Genomic DNA, 13,306 nt, shown 5'->3' with positions numbered 1-13,306 from the left:
ATTAATGGCTCTTCGATTGTTTAATTGTTACCGGTAATTGGCCTTTGGCTGGAGCTTGGCCTAATAATACTTTCGCCAGTGCAGTAAAGGCAGGCCCAGACACCAGCTCGTTTTTATCCACATCAATATTATAAGCATAGGAAGCAAGCACTGCATCAGCATAGAGAGCAAATTGCGCAATGTCATACGGTGCACGTAAACTAATAAATACCGTGGGAGTGTGTTGTTTAGCCATTTTTAGTAATGACTCAAGCGCTTTAGGTTGCTCTGCGTTATTTAAGGCAAAGTTTGGGTTATCGGCTAAGTCATCCATACCGCCAATTTCCACTGCACTTTGGTTCGGCGTTGCATTGCCAGCAATAACAATACTTGCTTGGTTTATGTTGCGCTGCGCTTCACCTGGATCAAAGCCCTGTAAGCTGCTGCAACTAAAACTGAGTGGTTGTGAACTTAACGCACTAATTGCTTGTTGCATTGCCATGCACTTGCGGGTGTCAGGCATAATAATATGAATATGCTTATCAGCGCTAAGTTTAAGCGGCAAGGTATTATTGTTATTTCTTATTTGGGTAATTGCCGCTAATGCCAGAGATGCTTCTAATTCACGATGTGCTTTATTACCAATAATGTGTTTGGCATTTGCCAATGCATTAATGGGGTTAGGTAAAGCGTTTAATTTAAATTGATGTTTAAGTGAGGTAATTCGCTGCGTCGAATGGGCAATTTCGTCTGCGTCTAGTTGCTCTGTTTTAACAGCACTGACTAAAGAGTCAATGAGCGCATCGAGTTTATTTATATCCTCAGGCGTTCTAATTTCTATTGGCATTAGCGCAATATCAACTCCAGCTGCAAAAGTGTTTACAACTGCTTGTGTAGGGCTGAAAAAATGGCTAATACCAGCCATATCCAGTGCATCGGTTACCACTACGCCTTGATAGTTCAGTTCATCGCGAAGGATATCGGTCATGATTTTACGCGACATGGTCGCGGGTTTAATCATTTGCTTACCGTCTACATTGGTTAATGTACTGCTATCAAGCTCAGGGTATTGAATATGCGCGGTCATTATCATCCCAGGACTATGCTGCTCAATAATCTGTTTAAACGGCGCTAAATCTTGAGCGTAAATGACTTCTTTTGAATGCATCACTTTAGGTAAGCCTGTATGGCTATCTACATTGGTATCGCCATGTCCTGGAAAGTGTTTTATAGCGCTAATTATACCGTTTTTTTCAAACTCAATAACTTGTGCTGCACCCATTGCCGCAACTTCATCAGGGCTTTCACTAAAAGAGCGTACATTAATAACTGGATTGTCAGGGTTCATATTTACATCAACCGTTGGCGCATAATTTACATTAATGCCAAGCACTGAGAGTTCAGTGGCCAGTATATTTGCCGTTTGGGTTGCGAAATACGTACCGTGCTCAGGGTAAGTTGCGCCAATTGACATATTACCGGTAAATGAGGTGGCCACATCGCGAGGTAAACGAGCTACGCGTCCGCCTTCTTGGTCAATAGAAATAAACAGTGGTAGGCCTGACTTAGATTTAGATGCAGCTTGTTGTAGCTGCTGATTAAGGTTAATAATTTGTTCTATGTTTTGGGTGTTTTCAGAAAATAAAATCACCCCGCCAATATCATAACGGCTAATTGCTTTTGCTAATTCATCGGGCAATTCAGTTAATGGCGTTCTGCAGCGTTGGCTACTGCCTTGCTGACAAAAATAGCGTAAATCGAGCATAAGCTTTTGCCCTAGTTGCTGCTTAAGTGACAGCGCAGAATCGGCAAAAGAAGATTTTATTGGCATGAAACATCCGATTAAAAAAAGAGAAGACGATAACAAGTACTTATTTAGCAACACACACCTCAAGGCTAAATAAAAATAAAGTGCATGCAGCTTAACTATTATTGAGCTTAACTGCAAAACCCAGCAAATATAAATCGTATGATTTAATTATCCTTAAAATAACAAAAATTAGGTCACTTAGTTCTATTTATGTATTATATTAATGATGTATGCAGTGCATAGCAGTCGTTTTTATTTGCTTAGGATGATATTAAGTTGCGTTTTCGATTACCATTTACTTTTAAACTTAGGCAATTAATTCTTTTGTTAGCTATGCCCGCTGCAGCTGCTATTTTGTTTAGTGGTTTATATATTAGTTATCAAGTCCAAAAAGAACGGGTAATAGAAGATACCCTGCAAAGTAATCATGTATTTGCCAGTAAGTTAGCCTCAGCAACTGAGCACTTTTTAACAGCAGCAATGCAGCAACTTGAGTTTTCAGCCAGTATTATTGCTGAAGATATTACCAACACTGAGTTACTCCAAGCTGAAACCGACCGGCTTTTAAATCAGACGCATAGCTTTAATTCGGTGGCAATTAACATGCAAGGTGTTGTTAAAGCAGCCTCACCTGTGTCTTTAAATATTATTAATAAAACGGTTAATTCAGTCCATTCTAAACAGGCTCTTAAATCGCAGCAGCCGCAGGTTAGTCTGCCTTATATTTCGCTGGCTAATAATTTAATTATTGTTGTCTCCTATCCTCTGTTTGATCTGGCAGGGAATTATTATGGTTATATTGGCGGTAGCTTCTATTTAGAGCAGCAGAGTATTTTAAATGCTTTGTTAAAACAACATAGTTACGATGGCGGGGCGTACTTTTATGTGGTCGCTGATAATAAAACCTTACTTTATCACCCTGATTCTAAGCGCATTGGCAAGCAAGTATTTAATAACCCAGTTATAGAGCGAGTTTTGCAAGGTGAAGATGGATTCACTCGAGTTATAAATAGCCAAGGAGTGGCTATGCTGGCCGGGTTTTCCCACGTAGGACTTGCTAATTGGGGGATTGTTGCCCAGCGAAGTGAAGCGGCAACCCTTGCTACGCTTGATACTTTTCAAGGGCAGGTGCTTAAGCGAATGTTGCCCATAGTAATCATTACTTTTTTATTAATTGCTATGCTAGCTCACTATATTGCTAAGCCATTAAGACTGTTAGCCGATAGCGCTAATTTATCGACCGATAAGAAAAACGTAGATCATCTTAAAAGTATTAAGTCTTGGTACTTCGAAAGTAACCAGCTTAAACACGCGATGTTAGAAGGGATTCATGTTTTGCAATCGCAAATGGGACAATTACGTCAAGATGCACTTACCGATCCGCTAACCGGCGCGCATAACCGGCGGGGTTTAAACATATTGCTTGAAAATTTGATGGATAAGCAGATCCCGTTTGCAGTGCTTGAAATTGATATCGACTTCTTTAAACAGGTTAATGATACATTTGGCCATGATACGGGTGATGAAGTACTAAAAACCCTTACTCGTATTATACAATCGTTATCGCGCAAGCATGATATTGTGTCACGCACTGGTGGAGAAGAGTTTTTACTGGTATTACCTAACGAAAATAATGATAGTGCGTTTGTTATCGCTGAGCGTTTACGTAACCAAGTAGCCACCACATCAATGGCAAAAGTAGGCTATATAAATGTATCTATTGGTATCGCTACTTGGCCACAGCATAGCGATGATATCGATCAAGTATATAAATGCGCTGACAAAGCGCTCTATCACGCGAAGGAAACGGGCCGTAATAAAACCGTGATAGCCAATTTTTAAAAAAATTAACTTACCTTAAGTTTTATTTAAGTTTCGCCTATTAAATTCTACCTATAGATTTAATACAGGCGATGCTTTTATGCAACTAGCTCAACAACAGTCATCATCAACACTTTTTCAGTCGTTCACACAGTTTGTGAGCGCCAGAGAATGTGATGAACACCGTCAGCGCCTTGAAGATACAGTAAAACAAGGCTTTTTAGCTGCGTATAATGCCAGCCTAACTTCATTTATGCCATTACTCTGTCAGTATAAAACTCAGCAAGGGCATTGCACTTTAGGGCTTAGAAACGCCACTTCTCCTTTATTTATTGAACAATATTTAGCAGCGCCCATTGAGCAGTTTTTACCAATGGGCACACAGCGCAGTAAAGTGTTTGAGTTAGGTAATCTCTATTCAACACACAGAAAAGCCACGTTATCGCATTTTATTATTGTTAATGAAGCTTTAAGAGCTATTGGTGCTACTAATTTGGTTTTTTGTGCCACCAAACATGTACGCGCTTTATTGCGTTTATTAGGGGTAACGTGTAATGAAATTGCATTGGCTAACAGCAGTGTTGTTGAGCAACCAAAAAGCTGGGGAAGTTACTACGCGAACCAGCCTACCGTATGCATTGTTAATTTAGAGCAAGCACATCTACAAGTACTTAATACGCCAATGCTACTTGATATTAAACAACAAAATACACATGGCATTACGGCATTAATCAATGCGCTGGAGGCGGTATGAGCATGTTAAATAGCTTGAATGACTTAGCTACTCAGTCAGTGGTTGTCGCGCATTTTGCGAATCAAACACAGCAGTTAACAGGTACTGAAGTGCTTCAAGAAATTAATAAAGTAGCGGAAATTTTTGCAAACTCAGATGCTAACGCAATTGCATTTCAACTTGATAATACTCCCGCTTGGTTGGTGCTCGATGCTGCGACAAATGTTGCTAATAAAGTAGCAATACCAATTGCCCATTTTTTTAGTCAACAACAAACGCAATATGTACTGGCACAGTGTGGCGCACAGCTGTTTATAAGTGATATGCCAAGGCTTTCTTTGGGGGCCCATACATTGTCTATTACTTTGTTTGAACATTACACCTTGTATATTTATCAGCTCAAGCTTAATGAACCGATTAATTACTTTGAGGGCACTCAAAAAATCACATTTACTTCCGGTTCTACTGGCGAGCCAAAAGGGGTGTGCTTATCAACACAAAGCCAGATGCAGGTGGCTCAGTCATTATGTGAGCAAATAAATATAAGTAAACCAACTCACTTATGTTTACTGCCACTACCTGTATTGCTTGAAAATATTGCAGGTATTTATGCGCCTTTGTTAAGTGGCGGTTGTGTACATTTAATGCCATTAAACGAATTAGGTTTTGTTGGCTCAGGGTTAAAAAACCCTAACAAACTCATTAGCGCAATCGATAGTGTAAAACCTAACACCCTTATTTTAGTGCCTGAGTTATTAACGTGTTTAATTGCGTTTGCAAAACAAGGTTGGCAGCCGCCAAAGTCATTACAGTTTATTGCAGTTGGCGGAGCGCTCGTGAGTGATACTTTAATTGCCACCGCCAGAGATCTTAATTTACCTGTTTATCAGGGGTATGGATTATCAGAGGCGGCATCCGTTGTAAGTTTAAATACGCCCAAAAATGATGATTTAAAGAGTGCTGGTGAAGTGCTAGGGCACGTTGAAACGAAAGTTGAAAATGGTGAGTTATTTATTAAAGGAGCGTTATTTTTAGGGTATTTAAATCAAGCGCCGCATAACCCAAATACCTGGTACGCCACTGGCGACTTAGTATCTAAGCGTAATAATAAGCTGTACATAAAAGGGCGAGTAAAAAATCTGATCATCACCAGTATGGGGCGTAATGTTAGCGCCGAATGGCCTGAATCATTAATTTTAAGCCAAAGTGCGATACAGCAAGCGGTGGTGTTTGGTGAAAGCCAGCCATTTTTAAGCGCGCTTATTTATGCGGCTCCCAAGTTTAGTGATGAGCAATTAAAAGCACATTTAAAAACAGTAAACCAGCAACTTCCTGACTACGCACAGATTAAAAAGTGGCATCGTTTGGCCCAACCTTTAAGCGAGCAGCAAGGATTATTAACCGCTAATAATCGCCCTAAACGAGCGGCAATTAGCCAGCACTACAGCCCTATTTTTGAACAATTTTACCGACTTGGAGAAGTGATCCATGAGTGATTTTTTTAATACATTAAAAGCACAAACTCAAAACGAGCGTGAGTACTTATTAGCTGCGCCAATTATACAGCGTGTATTTAACGGACAAGCATCACTTGAAGAGTATGCCTCGTTTTTAGCGCAGGCTTATCATCATGTAAAACACACCGTTCCTTTAATGATGTCACTTGGCGCACGTTTGTCTGACGAGCAAGAATGGTTACGAGAAGCTGTAGCTGAATATATTGAAGAAGAAATTGGTCATCAAGAGTGGGTGCTAAACGATATTGCAGCCTGTGGGTTTGATAAAGAAAGTGTGCGCTATAGTCAGCCACAATTCGCCACTGAAATGATGGTGTCGTATGCCTACGATAGTATTGCACGTAAAAATCCGCTTAGCTTTTTTGGCATGGTGCACGTATTAGAGGGGACCTCAATTGCGCTTGCTGATGGAGCCGCATCAAACATAGCAAATGCAGTAGGACTTCCTAAAAAAGCGTTTAGCTATTTAACCTCTCACGGCGCGCTTGATATAGAGCATGTTAAGTTTTTTGAAAACTTAATGAATCAAATTACAGACGAGGCGGATCAGCAGGCTATCTTACATGGCGCAAAATGTTTTTACCGTTTGTACGGCGATATCTTTCGCGCTTTAGACGACGAGCCGTTTTTTAAAGCATCAGCACAAGAGCAACACGCATGAATACCGGCTTATGTGTATTAACTGGTGCGACAGGTGGAATTGGTCAAGCCATTGCCAAAACACTACACGGCCAAGGTTGGCAACTACTCTTGGTGGGGCGAAATAGTGATGCCCTCAATACGCTAAGTAGTCAATGTCCCGGTAGTATAGTTTTTGTGGGGGACTTAACGATTGCCGAAAACATGTTGGCACTCGCCATTAAAGCCAAAAAATTAGGGGGCGCTAAGTTACTCATAAACAATGCAGGCATTAATGTAATGCAAAGCTTAAGTGCATCGAGTAGTGAGCAAATTGATAATCTACTGAGCACTAACTTAGCCGTCCCTATGAAATTATGTCAGCTGTTTTTAGCGCAATTGCATGCGAATAAAGGCTCCATAGTTAATGTTGGGTCGTCATTTGGCAGCATAGGTTACCCGTATCAAACACTTTACTGTGCTAGTAAGTTCGGTTTACGTGGTTTTAGCGAAGCGCTATCACGAGAGCTTTCAGACACACCCGTTAAAGTTAGTTATTTAGCACCAAGAGCAACCGATACAGATATTAATGATGCACAAATACGAGCAATGAATAAGGCGCTTGGTAATCAAATGGACTCCCCGCAGTTGGTAGCTGATGAGTTAGTTGCGTTATTAAACTCAAATAAAACCAGACGATTTATTGGTTTTCCTGAGAAACTTTTTGCACGTATCAATGGCGTTTTTCCACGTATTGTGGATAACGCAATTGCTAAACAGCTCCCTAAAATAAAACAGTTTTTAGGTTAATAGAGGATTTATTATGAAAAAATTTACTTTAGTAGCTTATTTAAGCATTGTTAGTGTGTTTTCATCGCCGGTATTTGCAGACGAACAAAGCGATTTACTCGCTATTCAACAGCAGTGGGCGGTCGCTAATTATGAGCTTAAAGATGATGCACAAATCAAAGCCTTTACTCAACTAAGTGAGCAAAGTGCTCAATTTATTGAAAGCTACCCTGATTCAGCAAATAGCTATACGTGGAACGGCATTGTACTGGCCAGTTTTGCTGGCGCAAAGGGTGGGTTAGGGGCGCTGGGCTATGCTAAAGATGCAAAAGCGTCATTAGAGCAAGCCCTTAAAATAGACGACAGTGCTTTAGGTGGCTCAGCGTATGCCAGCCTAGCAACCTTATACAGTAAAGTACCGGGGTGGCCTATTGGTTTTGGTGATGATGACACCGCCGACAAGTTTTTTAAGCAAGCGCTCGCTTTTAACAAAAAAGGCATTGATACTAACTACTTGTATGGTGAGTTTTTATATGACGAACGTGAATATGAGCAAGCTAAAGCCCATTTGTTAGTTGCGCAAGCAGCAGGTATTCGTGATACTCGTGCTAAAGCTGATAAATATCGTCAACAAGCAATTAGCTCTTTATTAGCTAAAGTAGATAAAAAACTAAAGAGATAACAAAATAAACAATGCATTTATTATTAGTTGAAGATGATCATCTTGTGGCGCAAGGGCTTTGCCGCTCATTGCGCCAAGAAGGCTACAGTGTAGAGCATAGCGCAACGGTTAAGCATGCATTGCAATGCTTAGGCAGTGGTGAAATAGAGTTGGTTATACTTGACCTAGGTTTACCCGATGGTGATGGTTCACAAATTCTAAAGCACATAAAAGCGCAAAAAAAAGTGATTCCGGTGGTTATACTAACTGCACGAAGTAGCATAGATGACAAGGTGCAAGGGCTTGATATGGGCGCTGATGATTATTTAGCTAAGCCATTTGAACCAGCCGAATTATTTGCTCGTTTGCGCGTAGCGAGCCGACGAGTAAATCAAACTCAGTCAAGTTTATTACACTGTGGTGAAGTGACCATGGACACGTCAGCGCATAGTGTCACACTCAGCAATGAGCTGCTTTCTCTGCCACGAAAAGAATACATGCTGCTAAAGGCACTATTGGAAAACCAAGGTCGCGTGCAATCTAAACAGCAGTTAGAAAACAAACTGTACCAATGGGGTGAAGAGGTTGGCTCTAACACCATTGAAGTGCATATTCATCACCTACGAAAAAAATTCCCCAGCGATTTTATTAAAACTCTCCGTGGTATTGGTTATGTCGTGGGAAAGAGATAGTTCACGTGATTAAAACGCCCCTAGATTGCACAAACTTGAATTTACAAAGGTAACCATACTTTATGTCAATTCGTAAGCGTTTAACTCTTATTTTACTATCAATGATGGTGTTAACGTGCTTTTTAGCTTTAGTCAAAGGCTACCAAAAAAGTATGAGCCATGGTGAGCAACTACTTGATAGTGAGCTAAAAGTAGTCGCTGGAGTGTTGATGCAACAGCCTTTATCTATAAACGCCATGGCGCCAAAAATGCAAGAAAGCGCCCAATTACTGTATCAAATTTGGCAAGCTGGTGAGCTCCTTAGTGGCTCTGACGAATTAAATCTTGATTTGAGCCAGTATCAAGCGGGTTTTCAAACGCTTAATATTGCAGGGCAGCGAATGCGGGTATTCGTTTTTGTCACTTCTTTACGCACCGTGGTTGTTGCCGAGCCGATTGCTAAGCGGTTTGAACTAGCCGAGGCGGTGATTTTATCAGCCATGTTGCCTATGCTTTGGGCGGTTCCTTTGCTTGCGCTATTTATTAGCTTTTTTGTTAAATATGCACTGGCACCATTAACCCGTTTATCAAAACAGTTAGCTCTGCGCCAAGCAAATGATTTCACTGCGATCAATTGGCAGGTGACTGATGAAGAGATAAAACCGGTGATCAGCCGCTTAAACGATTTATTTAAACGCGTAGAAACCGCCTATTTACGAGAGCGTTTTTTTGCCTCTGATGCGGCACATGAATTACGTACTCCCCTGAGCAGTTTAAAAATTAATGTGCATAATTTGGCTGCTCAACAAGGCGATAACCAAGAATTACAAGCCATGACTCAAGGTATTAATCGACTGTCCAATATAGTAGAGCAAATGCTAATACTAGGGCGTACTCAGCCAGAGCAGTGGCAAAAACAGTTTAAGGAGCAGTCATTATTAGCGATCACGCAAGAAGGTGTTAGCCAGTTGTATGAAAAAATAGAGGCTAAAAACCACACTATTAGTCTTGAGGGAGATGACTTTATCATTAACGGTGATGAATTTACCTTAGTGACGTTGATTTCAAACCTACTTAGCAATGCCATAAAGTACGCACCAGCCAATGGACAAATAAAAATAACGCTAAAGCAGATGCACAAGCAGCGTATTTGGCAAATAGAAGACAGTGGCCCAGGTATGACGGACGATCAAAAACAACTGATATTTAACCGTTTTTATCGTGTTGGCGGTGACCAACACCCTTCGGGTGAACAAGGTGCGGGTTTAGGCATGGCAATAGTGCAGCATATTATTGCTATTTATCGCGCTGAAATTCACTTAACGGATAGTGATTTGGGTGGCTTAAAAGTACAGGTAGTTTTTGCAGGAGCTAAATGTGATTAAACGACTTATTAGGCCTTACTTATATTGTTGTGTATTTTTATCATTTAACGCCGCCAGTAAAGACTACCTTATTGTACTTAAAGATCATTTGTTTTACCCCGCAGAAATCGTCGTACCGGCCAATAAAAAGGTACGCTTGTTAATCGAAAATCAAGATAGTACGCCTGAAGAGTTCGACAGTTTCGATCTCAATCGAGAGAAAGTACTTTACCCTAAGCGCAAAAGCGTTATTTATATCGGGCCGTTAATCCCTGGGCGTTATGAATTTTTTGGCGAGTTCTCGCCCAATACGGCGCGTGGTGCTGTCATAGTGACTGAAAAGGAGCGCTCTAATGCTAATTACTAGCCTAGTGATGAGTCTAAACCAGTTACTGCCGGTGGCCATTTTACTTATTTTACTCCAAGTTGTAGCCAAGCAAAGTTTAATGAAATTGCTGGGAGGGCTTATTTTAGGGATCGGGCTTTCATTTTTGTTTGTAAAAAGTGCGCCGTTAATGAGCCCCTTGTTTGACTATCAGGGTTTAGAATATGCCCAAATTGGTTTGTGTATTTTAATTTTTATTAGTGCACTGTACTACGCCATTAAACAGGCAACAGCTGCTTTTATGATTGCGATTATCAGCGTAATGACACTTTATTTAAGTCACTACATTATTTACCTGATTGGCTTTTGGCAAAACAACGAAGCGGCACAAAGTTTATTTATTGGCACTTTTTTAGGTTTGGGAATATGCAGCAGCTTTAGCGTGTTGTTGTATTTTTTATTGAGTGCAATCAAACAGCGCTTTGGACTTACCCCTTTATTGGTATTGTTAGCATTAAATAGTGCGGCAAAACTAGTTGTGGCGCTTGATTTGGCGAGCCAAATTGATTTGATAGCAACAACGGTAACCGTATGGGATTTACGTGCCATTTTAACCGAAAACTCAGAGTTTGGGAGAGTATTGCGAGCTCTGATTGGTTATGAGGCTACGCCTAATTTAACCAGTGTTTTAAGCTATGCGTTGAGCAGCGTGTTATTTTTATCTGTTTGTTATTTTATTCCTAAATCAATCACTAAGGAAAAATCATGAAAGCAATAAACCTATTTGCAGCCACTGTATTAATTGGTTTTTGTTTATTAATACCTAAGCTGGCTTATGCTGATGGCATAGTAGTAGATAAAGTTTATCATCCGTATGTGTTGCCGTTTGAGCGCGAGCTAGAATGGCGGCTTGTGTCGCATCAAACTGATAGTGGTAATATTTTAGCGCAGCGCGTTGGCTTAGGCGGCGCAATAAACGACACCATGGCATTGGAAGGCTACATCGTGGGTGAGCGCGATGATAACGGTGACTTTGGCTTGCAAGCGTATGAGTTAGAGCTTAGATGGCAGTTAATAGAGCAGGGCAGGCTATGGGCTGATTGGGGCGCGTTATTTGAATTTGAAAAACAGCATGACGCCGACGCATACGAAGCAACCTCTGGTTTTGTAATTGAAAAAGAGTTTGGTCGTGCAAGCCTCACCATGAATGCTTTTTTAGTATACGAATGGGGGCAAGATATAGAAAACGAATGGGAAAGCGAGTTTAGAGCGCAGTATCGCTACCGATACTTGTCTGCTTTTCAGCCCGCGGTTGAGGTGTATCTTGGTGAAGACTTTGTGGGTATTGGCCCTGGTTTTATAGGCTTGCATCGCTTTGATGGACAAAAACAATTAAAGTGGGAAGCCGGTTTTATTACTGAAATCAGCCAGTCAGAGAAGAATCATAGCTTTAGAATGGCGTTAGAATTTGAATTTTAAGCTGCTTAAACAAGTGCTTAACATTTAAAGTGAGTTACGAAGGTTATTTTATTAATTAAATCACATAAAGGGTTGACTTACCCCTGTAACTCTATATAGTAGGCCGCAGCTAGAAAGAAAGCATGATAATTTATAAATCTCCATTTCGTTGTTGTATAAGTAATACTTGTAGTACCGTCCTGAAGTTTTTAAGTACCATCTCATTTTTTGCTACACCGCCCATTAGGGCACAATTTAATTTTTTATATCAGGAATAATACTATGTCTAACATCGTATCAGGTACAGTTAAGTGGTTCAACGAGTCTAAAGGTTTTGGTTTCATCGAGCAAGAAAACGGTCCAGACGTTTTCGCACATTTCTCAGCAATCAAAAGCGAAGGTTTCAAAACTTTAGCTGAAGGCCAACGTGTAGAGTTCACTCTTTCACAAGGTCAAAAAGGTCCTCAAGCTGATAACATCACAGCTCTATAATTTTACTTTTTAAGTAAAATGAAAAAAAGCGCTTAAGGCGCTTTTTTTGTGCCCAAAATTTAAGAACATCCCACCACCGCTTTAATATTCCCGTCATTTTATTGCTATTTACGTCATCTGCTATTTTAACATTACAAACAGCGTTATAAATTAATAGTCTCTACGAGTTTTCTAGGTTAAAGTTATTACTTAAACCACAGGGGGTGTGTATCTATAAATTTATATTATTAGCTTTTGTGCTGTTATTTAGCCAAAAAATTCAGGCTGCTGAGCCTAAGCTGGTTATTTATACCGAAAGTTTTCCTCCGTATAACTTTCAAAGTAGTGCTGGCCAATTGGCGGGTATTAATCATGACATAGTAAAAGATGCCTGTGTCCGTGCCGCACTAAAGTGCGAGTTTATTATGCTACCCTGGAAGCGCGCTTACCACTTAGTGCAAAATAACCCACAGTCAGCCATTATTTCTTTGGCAAAAACGCAAGAGCGAGAACCTCTTTTTCAATGGGTTGGACCCTTGGTGTCAAATCAAACCTATTTTTATAAATTAAAAATCAGCGAACATATTGTGATGGACGATATCACCCAAGCTAAAAACTATTCGTTAGGTATAGTGCGTGGCGATATTTATGAAATGCTGGTGCGCCGACTTGGGTTTGTAGCTGATAAAAACTTATTGCTATTTAGCGACACTGACTCGTTTATGCGACTGTTTTTTAAAAACCGCATCGATTTAATTATTGGATCTGACTTTACCATTGACCATCAAACTGAACCATTTGGATACTCTAGAGATGATTTAGTGAAGCTCGAACAAATTCATGTAGATGAACTTAAAGGCAACTATATTGGTTTTAATACAGCTGCTTCACCTGTGATCGTAGAACGTTTTAATCAAGCTCTAAAGCAACTTAAAGCAGAGTCTGGCTATGAACCTTACATTAACCGTTATGTAAAAAATTAAAGCTTAGATCGGCCAAGCGCGGAAAAGCTCAAAAAGTTCCCGCTTAATAATGCCTATATTACCTCTTCACAGCCATTCATCCTTGTTAACTTCGCACTCTCAAGCG

General features: G+C 40.3%; 14 protein-coding genes. 13 read left to right on the top strand and 1 reads right to left on the bottom strand.

Features of this window, described 5'->3' with window-relative positions:
• Window position 1 precedes the first annotated feature (1 nt).
• Window positions 2-1,810: a glycoside hydrolase family 3 protein gene (locus FLM47_RS16760; RefSeq protein ID WP_178957030.1), complete on the bottom strand. Its 1,809-nt coding sequence runs from the start codon at window positions 1,808-1,810 to the stop codon at window positions 2-4.
• Window positions 1,811-2,113: 303 nt separating this feature from the next.
• On the opposite strand from FLM47_RS16760, the gene FLM47_RS16755 reads away from it, so the two are divergent.
• The 13 genes from FLM47_RS16755 to FLM47_RS16695 all read left to right on the top strand — a co-directional run bounded on the left by FLM47_RS16755 (window position 2,114) and on the right by FLM47_RS16695 (window position 13,200).
• The gene (locus FLM47_RS16755) at window positions 2,114-3,631 is read left to right on the top strand and encodes a sensor domain-containing diguanylate cyclase (protein WP_178957029.1); all 1,518 of its coding nucleotides are present in this window, start codon (window positions 2,114-2,116) and stop codon (window positions 3,629-3,631) included.
• 79 nt (window positions 3,632-3,710) lie between these two features.
• Window positions 3,711-4,364 (top strand): thermostable hemolysin, encoded by a 654-nt coding sequence (locus tag FLM47_RS16750; protein ID WP_016899999.1) that lies wholly within the window; start codon window positions 3,711-3,713, stop codon window positions 4,362-4,364.
• Window positions 4,361-5,839, top strand: coding sequence for an AMP-binding protein (locus tag FLM47_RS16745; RefSeq protein WP_178957028.1), 1,479 nt, complete (start codon window positions 4,361-4,363; stop codon window positions 5,837-5,839). Before FLM47_RS16750 ends, FLM47_RS16745 begins: the two co-directional genes overlap by 4 nt.
• Window positions 5,832-6,521 carry a TenA family transcriptional regulator gene (locus FLM47_RS16740; protein ID WP_178957027.1) on the top strand — a complete coding sequence of 230 codons (690 nt, stop codon included), beginning with the start codon at window positions 5,832-5,834 and terminating at the stop codon, window positions 6,519-6,521. The genes FLM47_RS16745 and FLM47_RS16740 overlap by 8 nt, the downstream gene beginning before the upstream one ends.
• Window positions 6,518-7,288, top strand: a complete 771-nt coding sequence (locus FLM47_RS16735) for an SDR family oxidoreductase (protein ID WP_178957026.1) — start codon at window positions 6,518-6,520, stop codon at window positions 7,286-7,288. Before FLM47_RS16740 ends, FLM47_RS16735 begins: the two co-directional genes overlap by 4 nt.
• A 13-nt stretch (window positions 7,289-7,301) precedes the next feature.
• Window positions 7,302-7,949 (top strand): hypothetical protein, encoded by a 648-nt coding sequence (locus FLM47_RS16730; RefSeq protein ID WP_055011599.1) that lies wholly within the window; start codon window positions 7,302-7,304, stop codon window positions 7,947-7,949.
• Between the two features lie 11 nt (window positions 7,950-7,960).
• The gene (locus tag FLM47_RS16725) at window positions 7,961-8,620 is read left to right on the top strand and encodes a response regulator transcription factor (protein ID WP_178957025.1); all 660 of its coding nucleotides are present in this window, start codon (window positions 7,961-7,963) and stop codon (window positions 8,618-8,620) included.
• A 62-nt stretch (window positions 8,621-8,682) separates the two neighbouring features.
• Entirely contained in the window at window positions 8,683-9,984 is a 1,302-nt protein-coding gene (locus tag FLM47_RS16720) for an ATP-binding protein (RefSeq protein ID WP_178957024.1), read from the top strand.
• Window positions 9,977-10,330: a cupredoxin domain-containing protein gene (locus FLM47_RS16715; protein ID WP_178957023.1), complete on the top strand. Its 354-nt coding sequence runs from the start codon at window positions 9,977-9,979 to the stop codon at window positions 10,328-10,330. The genes FLM47_RS16720 and FLM47_RS16715 overlap by 8 nt, the downstream gene beginning before the upstream one ends.
• Entirely contained in the window at window positions 10,317-11,057 is a 741-nt protein-coding gene (locus FLM47_RS16710) for an iron transporter (protein WP_178957022.1), read from the top strand. Before FLM47_RS16715 ends, FLM47_RS16710 begins: the two co-directional genes overlap by 14 nt.
• Window positions 11,054-11,767: a hypothetical protein gene (locus FLM47_RS16705; protein WP_010388689.1), complete on the top strand. Its 714-nt coding sequence runs from the start codon at window positions 11,054-11,056 to the stop codon at window positions 11,765-11,767. Before FLM47_RS16710 ends, FLM47_RS16705 begins: the two co-directional genes overlap by 4 nt.
• Window positions 11,768-12,028: 261 nt before the next feature.
• Window positions 12,029-12,238 carry a cold-shock protein gene (locus FLM47_RS16700; RefSeq protein ID WP_008467029.1) on the top strand — a complete coding sequence of 70 codons (210 nt, stop codon included), beginning with the start codon at window positions 12,029-12,031 and terminating at the stop codon, window positions 12,236-12,238.
• A 236-nt stretch (window positions 12,239-12,474) separates the two neighbouring features.
• On the top strand, window positions 12,475-13,200 hold the full coding sequence (locus tag FLM47_RS16695) for an ABC transporter substrate-binding protein (RefSeq protein ID WP_256872146.1): 726 nt from the start codon (window positions 12,475-12,477) through the stop codon (window positions 13,198-13,200).
• Window positions 13,201-13,306: the final 106 nt, after the last annotated feature.

Source organism: Pseudoalteromonas sp. Scap06 (assembly GCF_013394165.1).
Classification (GTDB): domain Bacteria; phylum Pseudomonadota; class Gammaproteobacteria; order Enterobacterales; family Alteromonadaceae; genus Pseudoalteromonas.
This window is presented reverse-complemented; position numbering and strand designations above follow the sequence as displayed.